General features: G+C 69.9%; 14 protein-coding genes. 5 read left to right on the forward strand and 9 right to left on the reverse strand.

Annotation, left to right across the window (positions count from 1 at the left end; translation table 11 throughout):
- Positions 1–58: 58 nt before the first annotated feature.
- A complete protein-coding gene (locus tag DEJ51_RS07665; RefSeq protein ID WP_150256915.1) occupies positions 59–418 on the reverse strand; it encodes a hypothetical protein in 360 nt (119 codons plus the stop codon).
- 24 nt (positions 419–442) lie between these two features.
- Positions 443–1,390 (reverse strand): heme o synthase, encoded by a 948-nt coding sequence (locus tag DEJ51_RS07670; RefSeq protein ID WP_150261748.1) that lies wholly within the window; start codon positions 1,388–1,390, stop codon positions 443–445.
- 325 nt (positions 1,391–1,715) lie between these two features.
- On the opposite strand from DEJ51_RS07670, the gene tkt reads away from it, so the two are divergent.
- The 5 genes from tkt to pgl all read left to right on the forward strand — a co-directional run bounded on the left by tkt (position 1,716) and on the right by pgl (position 8,523).
- Complete coding sequence (tkt, locus tag DEJ51_RS07675) at positions 1,716–3,803, forward strand: transketolase (RefSeq protein ID WP_150256916.1); 2,088 nt, start codon at positions 1,716–1,718, stop codon at positions 3,801–3,803.
- Positions 3,804–3,838: 35 nt separating this feature from the next.
- On the forward strand, positions 3,839–4,957 hold the full coding sequence (gene tal, locus DEJ51_RS07680) for a transaldolase (RefSeq protein WP_150256917.1): 1,119 nt from the start codon (positions 3,839–3,841) through the stop codon (positions 4,955–4,957).
- 5 nt (positions 4,958–4,962) lie between these two features.
- Positions 4,963–6,489 (forward strand): glucose-6-phosphate dehydrogenase, encoded by a 1,527-nt coding sequence (gene zwf, locus DEJ51_RS07685; RefSeq protein ID WP_030720386.1) that lies wholly within the window; start codon positions 4,963–4,965, stop codon positions 6,487–6,489.
- Positions 6,486–7,526 carry a glucose-6-phosphate dehydrogenase assembly protein OpcA gene (gene opcA, locus DEJ51_RS07690; RefSeq protein WP_150256918.1) on the forward strand — a complete coding sequence of 347 codons (1,041 nt, stop codon included), beginning with the start codon at positions 6,486–6,488 and terminating at the stop codon, positions 7,524–7,526. The genes zwf and opcA overlap by 4 nt, the downstream gene beginning before the upstream one ends.
- A 214-nt stretch (positions 7,527–7,740) precedes the next feature.
- Positions 7,741–8,523: a 6-phosphogluconolactonase gene (gene pgl, locus DEJ51_RS07695; RefSeq protein ID WP_150256919.1), complete on the forward strand. Its 783-nt coding sequence runs from the start codon at positions 7,741–7,743 to the stop codon at positions 8,521–8,523.
- Positions 8,524–8,586: 63 nt separating this feature from the next.
- Here pgl and pgi read toward each other — a convergent pair whose 3' ends face one another.
- The 7 genes from pgi to DEJ51_RS07730 all read right to left on the reverse strand — a co-directional run bounded on the left by pgi (position 8,587) and on the right by DEJ51_RS07730 (position 17,617).
- Positions 8,587–10,242, reverse strand: a complete 1,656-nt coding sequence (gene pgi, locus DEJ51_RS07700) for a glucose-6-phosphate isomerase (RefSeq protein WP_150261750.1) — start codon at positions 10,240–10,242, stop codon at positions 8,587–8,589.
- Between the two features lie 150 nt (positions 10,243–10,392).
- Positions 10,393–10,728, reverse strand: coding sequence for an RNA polymerase-binding protein RbpA (locus DEJ51_RS07705; protein ID WP_010352468.1), 336 nt, complete (start codon positions 10,726–10,728; stop codon positions 10,393–10,395).
- A 194-nt stretch (positions 10,729–10,922) separates the two neighbouring features.
- The gene (gene secG / locus DEJ51_RS07710) at positions 10,923–11,153 is read right to left on the reverse strand and encodes a preprotein translocase subunit SecG (RefSeq protein WP_150261751.1); all 231 of its coding nucleotides are present in this window, start codon (positions 11,151–11,153) and stop codon (positions 10,923–10,925) included.
- Positions 11,154–11,283: 130 nt separating this feature from the next.
- The gene (gene tpiA / locus DEJ51_RS07715; RefSeq protein ID WP_150256920.1) at positions 11,284–12,060 is read right to left on the reverse strand and encodes a triose-phosphate isomerase; all 777 of its coding nucleotides are present in this window, start codon (positions 12,058–12,060) and stop codon (positions 11,284–11,286) included.
- Between the two features lie 6 nt (positions 12,061–12,066).
- Entirely contained in the window at positions 12,067–13,281 is a 1,215-nt protein-coding gene (locus DEJ51_RS07720) for a phosphoglycerate kinase (RefSeq protein WP_150256921.1), read from the reverse strand.
- Between the two features lie 133 nt (positions 13,282–13,414).
- A complete protein-coding gene (gene gap, locus DEJ51_RS07725; RefSeq protein WP_030762471.1) occupies positions 13,415–14,422 on the reverse strand; it encodes a type I glyceraldehyde-3-phosphate dehydrogenase in 1,008 nt (335 codons plus the stop codon).
- A gap of 234 nt (positions 14,423–14,656) precedes the next feature.
- Entirely contained in the window at positions 14,657–17,617 is a 2,961-nt protein-coding gene (locus DEJ51_RS07730) for a M14 family metallopeptidase (protein WP_150256922.1), read from the reverse strand.
- Positions 17,618–17,631 lie beyond the last annotated feature (14 nt).

Raw genomic sequence — 17,631 nt, forward strand, 5'->3', positions numbered from 1 at the left:
GTTGCTCGGGCTGTTGACCGAGACGGCACTCCCGGGTCCTGCGGACGTCCTCCGGGGCTCAGGCCGCCGGGTTCTCGGGTCCGCCGATCTGGATGCCGGCCATGCGCGTCCACTCGTACGGGCCCGTGCGCACGCGCGCGGCGAACTCCCCGTCGAACTCGTCGTGCAGGGTCAGCCCGGCCTTCTCCGCCGCCAGCCGGGCCGCCTCGAAGGTGGGGGCCACCAGGTCGCCCCAGCCGCCGTCGGTACCCACGAGCACGATCCGGGTGCCGGCCTGGCCGATGTGGGCGAGCTGGCCCTCGGCGCCGCCGTGCTGCCTGGCGAACGCGCCGATCTGCTTGGCCAGCTTCGCGGCCTTACGGTCCTGCTTCCTGTCCGCGGCGCCTGCGGCGGCCGCGGTGTCTGCGGTGTCTCCCATGGAAGCCATGCTACCGGCGAGTAATCAACGGAGGAAGGGATCCACGGCCACCGCCACGAACAGCAGCGACACATAGGTGATCGACCAGTGGAACAGGCGCATCTCCTTGAGCTTCGCGCCCGTGACGCCGGCCTTGGCCCGCGCGTGGAGCGCGTGCGCCTCCCACAGCCACCAGCCGCCCGACGCCAGCGCGACCGCGGTGTAGAACCAGCCGGTGTAGCCCAGCGGGGTCAGCAGCAGCGAGACCGCCACCATCACCCAGCTGTAGAGGACGATCTGGCGCGCCACGGCCCGGTTGCCCGCGACCACCGGGAGCATCGGCACGCCGGCCCGCGCGTAGTCGTCCTTGACCTTCATCGACAGCGGCCAGTAGTGCGGCGGCGTCCAGAAGAAGATGACGAGGAAGAGGATGACCGCGGCCCAGGAGACCTCGTTCCTGACGGCCGACCAGCCGATGAGCACCGGCATGCAGCCCGCGATGCCGCCCCAGACGATGTTCTGGGCGGTGCGCCGCTTCAGCAGCATCGTGTAGATCACGACGTAGAAGAGGAGCGCACCGAGCGACAGCGCCGCCGACAGCCAGTTGACGAGCAGGCCGAAGAAGAGGGTGGAGACGACCGCGAGGGTGAGGCCGAAGGCCAGGCACTCCCGCGGACTGACCATGCCCGTCACCAGGGGGCGCTGCGACGTCCGGTCCATCAGCGCGTCGATGTCGCGGTCGATGTACATGTTCAGCGCGTTGGCGCCGCCGGCGGACAAGTAGCCGCCGAGGCAGGTCACGAGGACCAGCCGCAGCGACGGGACGCCCTGCTCGGCAAGGAACATCACCGGCACTGTGGTGATCAGCAGAAGTTCGATGATCCGCGGCTTGGTCAATGCCACGAAAGCCATGACGCGGGTCCCGAGCGGCCGGTGACCGGGGCTCGTCCCGAGCACCCCCGCTGGACGGGATTCGACGGCCGTCACGCACACCCCTGAGAGAGAATCCAGCAAGCTCCGACTCGGACCATTCACGACATGAAGGGCCGGTTAAGGCTTGCGCGTACCACGCCACTGTAGACGTTGCACTTACGTCGCCCTGCGCCGGGGTCGCCTCGTGTTGGGCCGATCGGACCGTGCATACATACGGGGGCCGGGCCGCGCCGGACGCCCGTGCGCGGGTGAACGCGGGTCGGCGGCGCGGTGACGGACCGCCTGCACTCGAATAGCTGCACGCCGTCGCGGGGGTAGGCTCGGAATCGCCGGTGCACCGTTCGTCACCGGGATACAAACATGTGGAGAGGAGCCCTGACCCACGGTGAGCACCAAGCCGACCACCACAGAGCTCGAGTGGACCGAACTGGACCAGCGGGCCGTCGACACCGCCCGCATCCTGGCCGCCGACGCGGTCCAGAAAGTCGGGAACGGCCACCCCGGTACGGCGATGAGCCTGGCCCCCGCCGCCTACACCCTCTTCCAGAAGGTGATGCGGCATGACCCGGCGGACCCCGAGTGGGTGGGCCGCGACCGCTTCGTGCTCTCCGCGGGGCACTCGTCCCTGACGCTCTACACCCAGCTCTACCTCGGTGGGTTCGGGCTGGAGCTGGCGGACCTCGAAGCGTTCCGCACCTGGGGCTCCAAGACCCCCGGCCACCCGGAGTACGGCCACACCAAGGGCGTCGAGACCACCACCGGCCCCCTGGGCCAGGGCATCGCCAACGCGGTGGGCATGGCCATGGCCGCCCGCTACGAGCGCGGCCTGTTCGACCCGGAGGCCGCCCCCGGCGCCTCCCCGTTCGACCACATGGTCTACGCGATCGCGGGCGACGGCTGCCTCCAGGAGGGCATCTCCCACGAGGCGTCCGCGCTGGCCGGCCACCAGAAGCTCGGCAACCTCGTCCTCCTGTGGGACGACAACCACATCTCCATCGAAGGTGACACGGAGACGGCCGTCTCCGAGGACACCATGAAGCGCTACGAGGCGTACGGCTGGCACGTCCAGCGCGTCGAGCAGCAGGAGAACGGCGACCTCGACCCGAAGGCGCTCTTCGCCGCCCTCCAGGCCGCCAAGGCCGAGACCGGCCGCCCGTCCTTCATCGCGGCCCGCTCGATCATCGCCTGGCCCGCCCCGCACGCCCAGAACACCGAGGCCGCCCACGGCTCGGCGCTCGGCGACGACGAGGTCGCGGCCACCAAGCGCGTGCTCGGCTTCGACCCGGAGAAGACCTTCGAGGTCTCCGACGAGGTCATCGCCCACACCCGCAAGGCCCTCGACCGCGGCCGCGAGGCCAAGGCCGCCTGGGAGAAGGACTTCTCCGCCTGGCGCACCGCCAACCCGGAGCGCGCCGCCGAGTTCGACCGCATCAACGCCAACGAGCTGCCCGCGGGCTGGGAGGACGAGCTCCCCGTCTTCGAGACCGGCAAGGGCGTCGCCACCCGCGCCGCCTCCGGCAAGGTCCTGCAGGCGCTCGGCGCGGTCATCCCGGAGCTGTGGGGCGGCTCGGCCGACCTGGCCGGCTCCAACAACACCACCATCGACAAGGACTCCTCGTTCCTGCCGGTGGGGAACCCGCTGCCGGAAGCCGACCCGTACGGCCGCACCATCCACTTCGGCATCCGCGAGCACGCCATGGCCGCGTCCATGAACGGCATCGCGCTGCACGGCCACACCCGCATCTACGGCGGCACCTTCCTGGTGTTCTCCGACTACATGCGCAACGCCGTCCGCCTGTCCGCGCTGATGCACCTGCCGGTGACGTACGTGTGGACGCACGACTCCATCGGTCTGGGCGAGGACGGCCCGACCCACCAGCCGGTCGAGCACCTCGCCTCGCTGCGCGCCATCCCGGGCCTGAACGTCGTCCGTCCGGCCGACGCCAACGAGACCGCCATCGCCTGGCGCGAGATCCTGCGCCGCCACACCAAGGTCTTCGGCAAGGGTGCCCCGCACGGCCTCGCGCTGACCCGCCAGGGTGTGCCGACCTACGAGCGCAACGAGGCGGCCGCCAAGGGCGGCTACGTCCTGTTCGAGGCCGAGGGCGGCCCGGCGCAGGTCCTCCTCATCGGCACCGGCTCCGAGGTGCACCTCGCCGTCGAGGCCCGTGAGCAGCTCCAGGCCAAGGGCGTCCCCACCCGGGTCGTCTCGATGCCGTCCGTCGAGTGGTTCGAGGAGCAGGACCAGGAGTACAAGGACAGCGTCCTGCCGCCGTCGGTGAAGGCCCGTGTCGCGGTCGAGGCGGGCATCGGCCTGACCTGGCACCGCTACGTCGGCGACGCCGGCCGGATCGTCTCGCTGGAGCACTTCGGTGCCTCGGCCGACGCGAAGGTGCTCTTCCGCGAGTTCGGCTTCACCGCCGAGAACGTGGCGGCCGCCGCGAAGGAATCCCTCGAAGCCGCCGCGCGCTGACGCCGGTACGCAACCCAAGTAGGAGATGTAATCCCATGACAGACGCACTCAAGCGCCTCTCCGACGAAGGCGTCGCGATCTGGCTGGACGACCTGTCCCGCAAGCGCATCACCTCCGGCAACCTGGCCGAGCTCATCGACCAGTCGCACGTGGTCGGTGTCACCACCAACCCGGCGATCTTCCAGAAGGCCATCAGCGGCGGCGAGGGCTACGAGCAGCAGCTCACCGACCTCGCGACCCGCAAGGTCACCGTGGAAGAGGCCCTGCGCATGATCACGACGGCGGACGTCAGGGACGCCGCCGACATCCTGCGCCCGGTCTACGACCGCACCGACGGCCAGGACGGCCGCGTGTCGATCGAGGTCGACCCGCGCCTGGCGCACAACACGCCGGCGACCGTCGCCGAGGCCAAGCAGCTCGCGTGGCTGGTGGACCGCCCGAACACGCTCATCAAGATCCCGGCGACCAAGGCCGGCCTGCCGGCGATCACCGAGGTCATCGGCAAGGGCATCAGCGTCAACGTGACGCTGATCTTCTCGCTGGAGCGCTACCGCGAGGTCATGGACGCGTACCTGGCGGGTCTGGAGAAGGCCAAGGCCGCCGGCCTGGACCTCTCCCTGATCCACTCGGTCGCCTCCTTCTTCGTGTCCCGCGTGGACTCCGAGATCGACAAGCGCCTGGACGCCGTCGGCACCGACGAGGCGAAGGCCCTCAAGGGCAAGGCGGCGCTCGCCAACGCCCGTCTGGCCTACGAGGCCTACGAGGAGGTCTTCGCCTCGGAGCGCTGGGCCGCCCTGGAGCGCGTCGGCGCCAACAAGCAGCGTGCGCTGTGGGCCTCGACGGGCGTCAAGGACCCGGCGTACAAGGACACCCTGTACGTGGACGACCTGGTCGCCCCGAACACGGTGAACACCATGCCGGAGGCCACCCTGGAGGCCACCGCCGACCACGGGCAGATCACGGGTGACACCGTGCGCGGCACCTACGAGCAGGCGCGCGCCGAGCTCGACGCGGTCGCGAAGCTGGGCATCTCGTACGACGATGTGGTGCAGCTGCTCGAGGACGAGGGCGTCGAGAAGTTCGAGGCGTCCTGGAACGACCTGCTGAAGTCGACCGAGGCGGAGCTTGAGCGCCTTGCCCCCACGGAGGCCTGAACACCTTGTCTGTGAACGGAGCGAACCCGCTTCGTGACGCACAGGACCGGCGGCTCCCGCGCATCGCGGGGCCGTCCGGCCTGGTCATTTTCGGCGTTACGGGTGACCTGTCGCGCAAGAAGCTGATGCCTGCCGTCTACGACCTGGCCAACCGCGGCCTGCTCCCGCCGGGCTTCTCGCTGATCGGGTTCGCCCGTCGCGAGTGGCAGGACGAGGACTTCGCACAGGTGGTCCACGACGCGGTCAAGGAGCACTCCCGGACGCCCTTCCGCGAGGAGGTGTGGCAGCAGCTCGTGCAGGGCTGCCGGTTCGTCTCGGGCGACTTCGACGACGACGCCGCCTTCGAGACGCTGAAGGCGACCATAGAGGAGCTGGACAAGGCACAGGGCACGGGCGGCAACTTCGCCTTCTACCTGTCCGTCCCGCCGAAGTTCTTCCCCAAGGTGGTGCAGCAGCTCAAGGACCACGGGCTGGCGCAGAAGGAGGGCTCCTGGCGGCGTGCCGTCATCGAGAAGCCCTTCGGACACGACCTGAAGAGCGCCGAGGAACTCAACAAGGTCGTCCACGAGGTCTTCCCGCGGGACGAGGTCTTCCGGATCGACCACTACCTCGGCAAGGAGACCGTCCAGAACATCCTGGCGCTCCGCTTCGCCAACACGATGTTCGAGCCGATCTGGAACCGGTCGTACGTCGACCACGTGCAGATCACCATGGCCGAGGACATCGGCATCGGCGGCCGGGCCGGGTACTACGACGGTATCGGCGCCGCCCGTGACGTCATCCAGAACCACCTGCTGCAGCTGCTCGCGCTGACGGCGATGGAGGAGCCCGGCTCCTTCCACCCCAAGGCGCTGGTGGCGGAGAAGCTCAAGGTGCTGACCGCCGTGGAGCTGCCGGAGGACCTGGGCAAGCACACCGTGCGCGGCCAGTACTCGGCGGCCTGGCAGGGCGGCGAGAAGGTCGTCGGGTACCTCGAAGAGGACGGCATCGACCCCAAGTCGAAGACCGACACCTACGCGGCCATCCGCCTGGAGATCAACAACCGCCGCTGGGCGGGCGTCCCCTTCTACCTGCGGACGGGCAAGCGCCTGGGCCGCCGGGTGACGGAGATCGCGGTCGTCTTCAAGCGGGCCCCGTACCTGCCGTTCGAGTCGGGCGCGACCGAGGAACTGGGGCAGAACGCCCTGGTCATCCGGGTCCAGCCGGACGAGGGCGTGACGGTCCGCTTCGGCTCCAAGGTTCCGGGCACCTCCATGGAGGTCCGGGACGTCACGATGGACTTCGCCTACGGCGAGTCCTTCACGGAGTCGAGCCCCGAGGCGTACGAGCGGCTGATCCTCGACGTGCTCCTCGGCGACGCGAACCTCTTCCCGCGTCACCAGGAAGTCGAACTGTCCTGGAACATCCTCGACCCGATCGAGGAGTACTGGGACAAGCACGGCAAGCCCGCGCAGTACCCGTCGGGCACCTGGGGGCCGGTCGAGGCGGACGAGATGCTCGCACGAGACGGACGGAGCTGGCGCCGGCCATGAAGATCGACCTCACGGAGACCAACTCCAGCAAGATCAATGCCGCGATGGTGCAGGCACGCCGGGACATCGGCACGCCGGCCATCGGCATGGTCCTCACGCTGGTGATCGTGACCGACGAGGAGAACGCGTACGACGCGCTCAAGTCGGCGAACGACGCGTCCCACGAACACCCCTCGCGGATCGTCGTCGTCATCAAGCGGGCCAGCCGCTCCCCCCGCAGCCGCCGCGACGCCCGGCTCGACGCGGAAGTCCGCGTCGGGGCGGACTCGGGCAGCGGGGAAACGGTGGTGCTCCGCCTTCACGGCGAACTGGTCGACCACGCCCAGTCGGTGGTTCTCCCGCTGCTCCTGCCGGACGCCCCCGTGGTCGTCTGGTGGCCGGACGGTGCCCCCACGGACCTGGCGGGTGATCCGCTGGGCGCGCTGGGACAGCGCCGGATCACGGACACGTACTCCTGCGAGGACCCGATCAGGGCGCTCGGCGGCCGGGCGGGGGCGTACGCCCCCGGGGACACGGACCTGTCGTGGACCCGGATCACCCCGTGGCGCTCCATGCTGGCGGCCGCGCTGGACCAGCAGGCCCTGTCGGTCGTCTCGGCGACCGTCGAGGGCGAGGACGAGAACCCGAGCTGTGAGCTGCTGGCCATGTGGCTGGCGGACCGGCTGCAGGTCCCCGTCAAGCGCACGCTGTCGTCGGGCCCGGGGCTGACGGCCGTACGCCTGTCCACCAAGGACGGCGACATCGTCCTGGACCGGGCGGACGGCGCGCTGGCCACGCTGTGCATGCCGGGACAGCCCGACCGTGCGGTGGCGCTCAAGCGCCGCGACACGGCCGAGCTCCTGGCGGAGGAGCTGCGCCGGCTGGACCCGGACAACACGTACGAGGCCTCGCTGAAGTTCGGCGTGGCGCGGCTGGAGGCGTCGTCGGCGGAGCCGGCGGAGCCCGAGGCTCCCGCCAAGGCCGAGGCCGCCGCTGAGGCCAAGGCCGAGCCCTCGAAGCCGGCCGCCAAGCCGGCGAAGAAGACCGCGGCCAAGTAACGGGGCCCTGCGGGGCCTCCCCGCCCCGCCCCTTCCCGAAACCGGGCTCCGCCCGGACCCGGTCCTCAAACGCCGGACGGGCTGGAAGATCCAGCCTCGCCGGCGCTTGAGGCGCGGGGTCCGGGGCGGAGCCCCGGGAAACGGCGAAAGGGCGGGGCGGGGACGGCTCCGCGCAGCGGTACCCGCACGACCAAGAAGGCGGAAGCACATGGGTATGACGACTCCCCAGGTCGTCGTCCACCGGGACAAGGAACTGATGGCCCAGGCCACCGCGGCCCGGCTCATCACGAAGATCGTGGACGCGCAGACGGCCCGCGGCACCGCGTCCGTCGTCCTCACCGGCGGACGCAACGGCAACGGCCTGCTCGCGGCACTGGCCGCCGCCCCGGCGCGGGACGCGGTCGACTGGTCCCGGCTGGACCTGTGGTGGGGCGACGAGCGGTACGTCCCCGCCGACGACCCCGAGCGCAACCACACGCAGGCCCGCGAGGCCCTCCTGGACGCGGTCCCGGTGGACCCCGCCCGCGTGCACGTGATGCCGGCCTCGGACGGTCCGTACGGGGGCGACGTGGACGCGGCTGCGGCTTCCTACGCGGCCGAGCTGGCGAAGGCGGCCGGTCCGGAGGACCACGGTCCGGTCCCCACCTTCGACGTGCTGATGCTGGGCGTGGGCCCGGACACGCACGTGGCCTCGCTGTTCCCGGAGCACCCGGCGGCCCGCGAGACCGAGCGCACGGTGGTCGGCGTCCACGGCGCCCCGAAGCCCCCGCCCACCCGGATCTCGCTCACGCTCCCGGCGATCCGGGCGGCCCGTGAGGTCTGGCTGCTGGCCGCGGGTGAGGACAAGGCCGGGGCGGTCTCCCTGGCCCTCGGCGGCGCGGGCGGGGTCCAGGCCCCGGCCGCGGAGGCGTACGGCCGCTCGCGCACCCTGTGGCTCCTGGACCGGGCGGCCGCGGCCAAGCTCCCTACGGGGATGTATCCTCCGGCCTCTTCCTGACCGTGGCCGACGCGGAAGGGCCCGCCTCCCGGTTCCGGGAGGCGGGCCCTTCTCGTACCCGGGTCAGCTACGGCCGCGCAGCTTCCGGTACGTGGCCACCAGGGCCTTCGTCGAGGCGTCCAGCCCCGGCACGTCGGCGCCCTCGCTCAGTGCGGGCTCGACCCGCTTGGCGAGCACCTTGCCGAGTTCGACGCCCCACTGGTCGAAGGAGTCGATGTTCCACACCGCGCCCTGGACGAACACCTTGTGCTCGTAGAGCGCGATCAGCTGGCCCAGCACCGACGGGGAGAGCTCTCCCGCCAGGATGGTGGTCGTCGGGTGGTTCCCGTGGAAGGTCTTGTGCGGGACCAGCGACTCCGGGGCGCCCTCGGCGCGCACCTCGTCGGCCGTCTTGCCGAAGGCCAGTGCCTGGGTCTGCGCGAAGAAGTTCGCCATCAGCAGGTCGTGCTGGGCCGCCGGGGCGGCCTCCAGCTCCGCCACCGGCCGGGCGAAGCCGATGAAGTCCGCGGGGATCACCTTCGTCCCCTGGTGGATCAGCTGGTAGTAGGCGTGCTGTCCGTTGGTGCCGGGCGTGCCCCAGACCACCGGACCGGTCTGCCACTCCACCGGATTGCCGTCGCGGTCCACGGACTTGCCGTTGGACTCCATGTCCAGCTGCTGCAAGTAGGCCGTGAAGCGCGAGAGGTAGTGGCTGTACGGGAGCACCGCGTGCGACTGGGCGTCGAAGAAGGCGCCGTACCAGATCCCCAACAGGCCCATCAGCAGCGGGGCGTTCTGGTGCGCGGGCGCCGTACGGAAGTGCTCGTCCATGGCGTGGAAGCCGCCGAGCATCTCCCGGAAGGCGGCCGGGCCGATCGCGATCATCAGGGAGAGGCCGATGGCGGAGTCGAAGGAGTAGCGTCCGCCGACCCAGTCCCAGAACTCGAACATGTTGGCCGGATCGATGCCGAAGTCGGTGACCTTCTCGGCGTTGGTCGACAGCGCCACGAAGTGGCGGGCCACGGCGGCCTGGTCCCCGCCGAGCCCCGCGAGCAGCCAGCCGCGCGCCGAAGTGGCGTTGGTGATGGTCTCGATGGTGGTGAAGGTCTTGGAGGCGATGATGAACAGCGTCTCGGCCGGGTCCAGGTCCCGCACGGCCTCGTGCAGGTCGGCGCCGTCGACGTTGGATACGAAGCGCACCGTCAGCTCGCGGTCGGTGAAGGCGCGCAGGGCCTCGTACGCCATGGCCGGTCCGAGGTCGGAGCCGCCGATGCCGATGTTGACGACGTTCTTGATGCGCTTGCCGGTGAAGCCGGTCCACGCTCCCGACCTGATCCGGTCGGAGAAGTCCGCCATCTTGTCGAGGACGGCGTGCACGCCCGTGACGACGTCCTCGCCGTCGACCTCGACGGTCGCGTCCGCCGGTGCGCGCAGGGCGGTGTGCAGCACCGCCCGGTCCTCGGTCGTGTTGATCTTCTCGCCGCGGAACATCGCCTCGCGCAGCCCGGCCACGCCCGTGGCCTCGGCCAGCTCGTGGAGCAGCGCGAGCGTCTCGTCGGTGACGAGGTGCTTGGAGTAGTCGATGTGCAGGTCTCCGACCTGCAGGGTGTAGCCGGCGCCGCGGCCGGGATTCTCCTCGAACAGCTCCCGCAGATGCGTCTGCCCGAACACCTCCCGGTGCTTGCCGAGTGCCAGCCACTCCGGCGTCCGGTTCAGCTTCGTACGCGTGCCTGCGTTCATCTCGGACATCAACCCACTTCTTCCGTCCTGTCGTGCCCCGCCGTTCACCAACTTAAGGGATCACAAGCGGCAGAACGCACACAAAGAGGCCCGGTCCCACAGGAGAAGTTCCTGCGGGACCGGGCCTCGCGTCACACTCTTCGATCCGTCTCAGATCTCGCCGCGGAGCTTGGCGAGCGCCTCGGCGAGGATCGCCTCGCCGTCGGCGTCCGAGCGCCGTTCCCGTACGTACGCCAGGTGCGTCTTGTACGGCTCGGTGCGCGGCGGCGCGGGCGGGTTGTCCCGGTCCTGGCCGGCCGGGAACCCGCAGCGCGGGCAGTCCCAGGTGTCCGGCACCTGCGCGTCGCTGGCGAAGCTCGGCTGCGTCTCGTGCCCGTTAGAGCACCAGAAGGAGATGCGCAGGCGGGGCGCGGACTCGCCGCGCTCCGCCTCACCCATCGGCCCCGCTCCGACCCGGCTACCACGGATCGCGTTGCCACTTGCCACGGTCGTAACTCCCCTGCGTGATGGTGCCGCCAAGCGTGAGGATGTTCCTGCTGAAACGCCCCGGGTACGTAGAGCCCAACTCGCGGGATCATCCCCTCGGGTGGGGGAGCAGAATAACTCGTTCCGCAACCAGGGCGCAGGACCTCATGATAGGCCGGGCGGCGCCGACCGGACTGCCGGAATGGCCAGAACGGTCAGCTGCCCGACTTCGTCAGCAGGCCGAGCGCGACGATGCACGCGAACCACAGCAGACCGATGACCACGGTGATGCGGTCCAGGTTGCGCTCCGCGACGGAGGAACCGCCGACCGACGACTGCATGCCGCCGCCGAACATGTCGGAGAGGCCGCCGCCCTTGCCCTTGTGCATCAGCACGAGCAGCATCAGCAGGGCGCTGAAGACGATCAGGGCGATCGAGAACCCCATAATCACGGCTGATTCCTACTTTCTGGCTTTTTCGGGCTTTCCGGCTTTGCGAGATGTGCACGGGGGCCAGGGGCTGATGCATCAGCCTCTGGCCCCCGCAAGGGTACGACGGATCCGCCCTACCGCATACTCACTGGTCGCGGAAGCGGACGATCTTGACGAACTCCTCCGCGTCCAGCGCAGCGCCGCCGATGAGGGCGCCGTCGACGTCGGGCTGGGCCATGATCGCCGCGATGTTCCCGGACTTCACGGAGCCGCCGTACTGGATGCGGACCTTGTCGGCCAGCTCCTGCGAGTACAGCTCGGCGAGACGGCCGCGGATCGCCCCGCAGACCTCCTGGGCGTCGTCGGGAGTGGCGACCTCGCCGGTCCCGATGGCCCAGACGGGCTCGTAGGCGATCACGATGGACTCGACCTGCTCGGCCGGGACGCCTTCGAGGCCGCCGTCGAGCTGCCTGAGGGTGTAGGCGACCTGCTCGCCGGCCTTGCGGACGTCCAGGCCCTCGCCGACGCACAGGATCGGGGTGATCCCGTGCCGGTAGGCGGCCTTGACCTTGGCGTTGCAGACCTCGTCGGTCTCGCCGTGGTACTGGCGGCGCTCGCTGTGGCCGACGGCCACGAACGCGCACTTCAGCTTGGACAGCATCGGGCCGGAGATCTCACCGGTGTAGGCACCGGAGTCGTGCGCCGAGATGTCCTGGGCGCCGTACTTGATCTTCAGCTTGTCGCCGTCGACCAGGGTCTGGACCGAGCGCAGGTCGACGAAGGGCGGCAGGACCGCGACCTCGACGGCGTCGTAGTCCTTGTCGGTGAGGGCGAAGGCGAGCTTCTGGACGTGGGCGATGGCCTCCAGGTGGTTGAGGTTCATCTTCCAGTTGCCCGCCATGAGCGGGGTGCGCGTGGTCATACGGGTTCAGCCCTCCAGGGCGGCGAGGCCGGGGAGCGTCTTGCCCTCGAGGTATTCGAGGGAGGCGCCGCCACCGGTCGAGATGTGGCCGAATGCATTCTCGTCGAAGCCCAGGATGCGGACCGCGGCGGCACTGTCGCCACCGCCGACGACGGTGAAGGCGCTGCTGTCGAGCAGGGCCTGGGCGACGGCCGCGGTGCCCCCGGCGTAGTCGGGGTGCTCGAAGACGCCCACCGGGCCGTTCCAGAAGACGGTCCTGGCGTCGGCGATCTTCGACGCGTACAGCTCGCGCGTCCTGGGGCCGATGTCCAGGCCCTCCTTGTCGGCGGGGATCTTGTCCGCGTCGACGATCTCGAAGGTGGCCGGGGTCTTGCCCTTGAGGTCCGGGAACTCCGCGGAGACCAGCACGTCGACCGGGAGCACGAGCTCGACCCCGGTCTCCTCGGCGCGCTTCATGTACTCCTTGACGACCTCCACCTGGTCCTTCTGGAGCAGGGAGATGCCGACCTCGTAGCCCTTGGCGTAGAGGAAGGTGTAGGCCATGCCGCCGCCGATGAGGATGCGGTTCGCCTTGCCGAGCAGCTCGTCGATGACGGCGAGCTTGTCGGAGACCTTGGCGCCGCCGAGGACCACCACGTAGGGGCGCTCGACCTCGGCGGTCAGCTTCTTCAGGACGCCGACCTCGGTGGCGATGAGGTAGCCGACCGCCTGCGGGAGGCGGGCGGGGAGGTCGAAGACCGAGGCGTGCTTGCGGTGCACGGCGCCGAAGCCGTCGCCCACGTAGATGTCGGCGAGCTCCGCGAGCTGGTCCGCGAAGGCGCCGCGCTCGGCGTCGTCCTTCGAGGTCTCACCGGCGTTGAAGCGCAGGTTCTCGATGACGGCGACCTGTCCGTCGGTCAGGGCCGCGACGGTCTCCTTGGCGGAGGCGCCGACGGTGTCGGTGGCGAACGCCACGTCCGCACCGAGCAGTTCGCCGAGGCGCGTGGCGGCCGGGGCGAGCGAGAACGCGGGCTCGACGCCCGTGCCCTTCGGCCGGCCCAGGTGCGAGGCCACGATCACGCGGGCGCCGGCCTCGGCGAGCTTCGCGATCGTGGGCTGGACGGCGCGGATGCGGCCGTCGTCGGTGATGGTGCCCTCGGCCAGCGGGACGTTCAGGTCCGCGCGGACGAGGACCCGCTTGCCCTTGACGCCTTCGGCGAGCAGTTCATCGATGGTCTTCATGTGTTTCTACTCCTTTGAGCCTTCACTCGAAGGGCGAGGAAGGAAATGACGAGGCAAGCAACAGGGCCCGTGCGGCGCATCGTCGCGCTGCTCGGACCCTGTGCTTCACATCGTGGTGCCTTGCCCTACGTTCTTAGAGCTGACCGCCGACGAAGACGGTGAGGTCGACGAGACGGTTGGAGTAGCCCCACTCGTTGTCGTACCAGCCGACGACCTTGACCTGCGTACCGTCCTGAACCATGGTCAGGGAGGAGTCGAAGGTGCAGGACGCGGGCCAGTTCACGATGTCGGAAGAGACGATCGCGTCCTCGGTGTAGTCGAGGATGCCCTTGAGCTGCCCCTCCGAAGCCTTCTGGAAGGCCGCGTTGATCTCTTCCACCGTGGTCTCGCGGGAGAGCTCCAGCACCAGGTCCGTCACCGATCCGGTCGGGACCGGGACGCGCATGGCGATGCCGTCGAGCTTGCCCTTGAGCTGCGGGAGGACCAGCGCGGTGGCCTTCGCGGCACCGGTGGAGGTCGGGATGATGTTCTCGGCGGCTGCGCGGGCGCGGCGCAGGTCCGAGTGCGGGAAGTCCAGGATGCGCTGGTCGTTCGTGTACGCGTGGACCGTCGTCATCATGCCCTTGACGATGCCGAAGTTCTCGTCGAGGACCTTGGCCATCGGCGCCACGCAGTTGGTGGTGCAGGAGGCGTTGGAGATGACGTGGTGGTTCGCCGCGTCGTACTTGTCCTGGTTGACACCCATCACGATGGTGATGTCCTCGTCCTTGGCCGGAGCCGAGATGAGGACCTTCTTCGCGCCGGCCGCGATGTGCTTGGCGGCGTCGGCCTTCTTCGTGAAGATGCCGGTGGACTCGATGACGATGTCGGCGCCCAGCTCGCCCCAGGGAAGGTTCGCGGGGTCGCGCTCGGCAAAGGTCTTGAAGGTGTTCCCGCCGACCGTGATGGTGTCGTCGGTGTGGGAGACCTCGGCCTTGAGGCGGCCCAGGATGGTGTCGTACTTGAGAAGGTGCACCAGGGTGGCGTTGTCAGTCAGGTCGTTGACACCGACGATCTCGATGTCCGCTCCCTGCTCCAGGAGCGCCCGAAAGTAGTTGCGGCCAATTCGACCAAAACCATTGATGCCTACGCGGATCGTCACGAACCGATCTCCTCGTTGGTGCGCCGGTAAGAGCGCCGGCGAGTTGAAATGGGATGTCCCCGACCGCTTACGACCCTACCTCTCCGTGAGCTTTTGGGTGACATCGGTCGGGACCTGACACTCCCCCTTGTTCCCGGGGGTACTCCTGCGGCGGTCCCGTTCCGGACACTGCGGAACGGGACCGCCGGACTCCGGCTCCCGTCACTCAGGGTGAGTGAGGGGCCGGGCCCACGCTCAGCGGTGCAGTGTGCGCAGCGCCTTACCGACGAGTAGGGCACGGTCCGCCGCGGAGGACAGGTGCTCCAGGCCGAAGCCCAGCAGCACCGTGTCACGGGTGGTCACCGCCGCGTAGGACTTGAACAGCTCCCCGGACCGGGCCCAGTCGCCGGGAACTTCGGGGCTCCCGGCCGGTGCGGCCTGCGCCGTCCAGGCCCCGAGGGAGGTCTCGAATCCCTCGACGGGCTGGTCCGCTCCCCTGAGGGAGAGGCGGGCCTCGTCCGCGAAGACGCCGCGTCCGCCCGAGCCCGGGTCGGTGATGTAGGAGAGCGAGAGCTCTACGGTCTTGCCGGCGTAGGCGCTCAGGTCGAAGGAGACCTGCTTCCATCCGCCGGAGGAGCCGGTGAAGCTGTTCCACGTGCCGCTGGTGCCCTGCGGGGTGCAGCCGCCGGCGTCGAGGGTGAGGTAGTGGCGCAGGAAGGGGTGGCCGTTGACGAAGAACCCGGCCGCGCACTCCTCCGGGACGGTGGAGCTGGTGAGGCCGCCCGTGTCCCGCAGGGTGTTCCAGTCGTCGCCGCCTGCGGTCCGGGCCTCCAGGGCGGCGTGGTCGTAGCCCTCCTCGACGTTCCAGTTGAGCGCCAGCTTGAGCTGCGGCTGGTCGGCCGCGGTGACCCCGGTGAGGTCGACCGTACGGACGAGGCGCTTCCAGTCGTCGTCGGCGTGCAGGGCCGCGGCCATGCCGGCGCCGGCGTAGGGGGCGTACGGGTTCACGACTCCGGTGAAGGCTCCCGCCTGGGCGCTCTTGAACTGCGGGAACTGCGCGGGCGCCAGGGTCTCGGAGGTCACGGTGTACCCGCCGGGGGCGTTCAGCGGGTTGCCCGCCGCGTCCCCGACGCCGCCCCGCGCCCCGTTCAGCGCGCCGGCGCCGGCGAAGCCGGTGGCCCCGGGGGTGCTCGTACGGCTGTACGCGCCCAGCCAGTACTGGCTGAAGTCGTTGGTCACGGCGCGGCCGACCTGGGCGTTGCCGCCCGCCAGCTCACCGGCCTCGATCAGCTTGCCGCCCTCGTTCAGGAAGTCGCGCACCGCCAACTGCGTCTCGCCGCCCGGGGTCTTGGCCCCCGTGTAGTGGACGGCCGTACCGAAGTGGGAGAGGACCCCGAGGTGGTGCGGGACGCCCTGGACGGCGACGTCCCAGACCGCCGCGGAACTGCCGTTGGCGCGCAGGGCGTCGACGTAGGCCTGGGCGTGCTGGGCCTTGGCCCCCTCTTCCGCGATCACCAGGACGTCCGCGCGCGGCCGCTCGGCCACCGTGTACGTGAAGTGCTCGCTGGAGACCTGCTTGCCGGAGCGGTCGCGGCCGGTGAACCAGACCTCGACCTTGTCGCCGGGCTTCGCGCCGTCGACCTCGGCGCGGTACTCGTCGAACCAGTTGTTGTCCTCGCCGCCGTAGACGTCACCGCCCTTCCAGGCCTTGAGGTCCTCGTCGTGGGTGCGGCCTCCATTGATCCGGAAGTTGAGCTCCTTGTCCTTCAGGGCCTTGCGGGCCGTGACGGAGACCTCCTGGTCCTCGCCTCGGGCCGCGTAGGAGGTGGCGAAGGCGTCCACGGTGAAGTCGGCGGCGCTCAGGCCCACCGAGGACTTCGGGCGGTCCGGGGTCGCGGCGCTCTCGGCGACCGACAGCGCGAAGGGCACGTTCTTGGCGAACTCGGCCTGGACGAGCTTCTCGTCGTCGGGGAAGTTGAAGCCGGAGGCGCAGTCCTCGGGCTTCCACTGGTCGTTCGGGTCGCTCGCCGAGGCGGTCTGACAGGTGGTCATCTCCGGCGTGAACATCATGATGCCGTTGACGTTGGAGGCGTGGCCGTCGGCCTCGCCGTTGGTGGTGTAGAGCTCGGAGGAGACCTGCGGGTAGTAGCCCGGGACGGCGGGGTTCTCCGGGGTGCCGGCGAGCGCCTTGTAGGCGACGTCGTCGGGGGTGGGGGTGGCGACCTGCCAGCCGACGCCGTAGAGGATCAGCTCGGCGGCGGAGTGGTAGTTGATGGCGTAGTCGAAGCCGACGCGCTTCTCGAAGCGGTCGAGGGCGACGGTCTCCGGCTCGGAGGAGGCGCTCGGGCCGCGGTAGGTCTCGTTCGACTGGGTCGGCGAGGAGCCCTCGTTGTCGTAGCCCCACTTGAAGGCGAAGTTCCGGTTGAGGTCGACCCCGTCGCCCGGGCCGGTCTTCCCGTCACCGTTGTTGTCGCGCAGGTTCTTGCGCCACAGCCGCTGGCCGTCGGCCGCGTGCGTGTAGTCGTACCCGTCCGGGTTGGCGGAGAGCAGGAACCACAGCTCGCTGGAGTCCACCAGCTTGGTGATCCGCTGGTCCTTGCCGTAGTTGTCGAGGGTGTGGTGCATCAGCCGCCGGGTCATCTCGGGGGTGATCCACTCACGGGCGTGCTGGTTGGACATGTAGAGGACCGACGGCTTGTCGCCGTCCTTGGTCTTCTTGGCGTTCTTGCTGACCTTCAGGGCGAGGATGTCCTTGCCCTGGACGGTCTTGCCGATGGAGATGACCTTGGTGAGCCCCGGGTTCTCCTGGGCGGTGCGCAGGATCTCCTCCTGGAGGCCGCCCTTGCCGCTGTACGGGCGGAACACGCCGTCCCCGGCGGCCTTGGCGCGGGCGAGGCCCTGGGCGGGGACCTTGCGCTCGGCCAGCTTGACGCCCTGCGCGGCGAGTTCCCCGGCCTGGTCACCGGTGAGGAAGAGCTCGACCCGGGCGGTTCCGCTCTCCGGCGCCCGCTCGGTGAGCTCGTGCGCGTCCTGCCCGGCGGCGAGGACGAGCGGGACCTGTTCCCGGGTGATGTCGGCGTCGTAGACCCGAACCTCGTCGGCGCCGGACGCGGCGCCGGGTGCCGGCTGGGCCTGCGCCGCGGCGGGCAGCACGGCGAGTGTGGTTCCGAAGACGAGTGCGCTTGCGGCGAGGATCGATCTCGCGCGGTGACTCATGTGCCCCCCTGGGC

This window comes from Streptomyces venezuelae (assembly GCF_008642275.1).
GTDB lineage: Bacteria > Actinomycetota > Actinomycetes > Streptomycetales > Streptomycetaceae > Streptomyces > Streptomyces venezuelae_E.

Excerpts from the sequence above, each read along its gene's own strand:
- tpiA (WP_150256920.1), bottom strand. The coding sequence starts at position 12,060 with ATGACCACGCGCACCCCGCTCATGGCGGGCAACTGGAAGATGAACCTC.
- opcA (WP_150256918.1), top strand. The coding sequence starts at position 6,486 with ATGAAGATCGACCTCACGGAGACCAACTCCAGCAAGATCAATGCCGCG.
- pgl (WP_150256919.1), top strand. The coding sequence starts at position 7,741 with ATGACGACTCCCCAGGTCGTCGTCCACCGGGACAAGGAACTGATGGCC.
- secG (WP_150261751.1), bottom strand. The coding sequence starts at position 11,153 with ATGGGGTTCTCGATCGCCCTGATCGTCTTCAGCGCCCTGCTGATGCTG.
- DEJ51_RS07720 (WP_150256921.1), bottom strand. The coding sequence starts at position 13,281 with ATGAAGACCATCGATGAACTGCTCGCCGAAGGCGTCAAGGGCAAGCGG.
- DEJ51_RS07665 (WP_150256915.1), bottom strand. The coding sequence starts at position 418 with ATGGGAGACACCGCAGACACCGCGGCCGCCGCAGGCGCCGCGGACAGG.
- tal (WP_150256917.1), top strand. The coding sequence starts at position 3,839 with ATGACAGACGCACTCAAGCGCCTCTCCGACGAAGGCGTCGCGATCTGG.
- DEJ51_RS07730 (WP_150256922.1), bottom strand. The coding sequence starts at position 17,617 with ATGAGTCACCGCGCGAGATCGATCCTCGCCGCAAGCGCACTCGTCTTC.
- pgi (WP_150261750.1), bottom strand. The coding sequence starts at position 10,242 with ATGAACGCAGGCACGCGTACGAAGCTGAACCGGACGCCGGAGTGGCTG.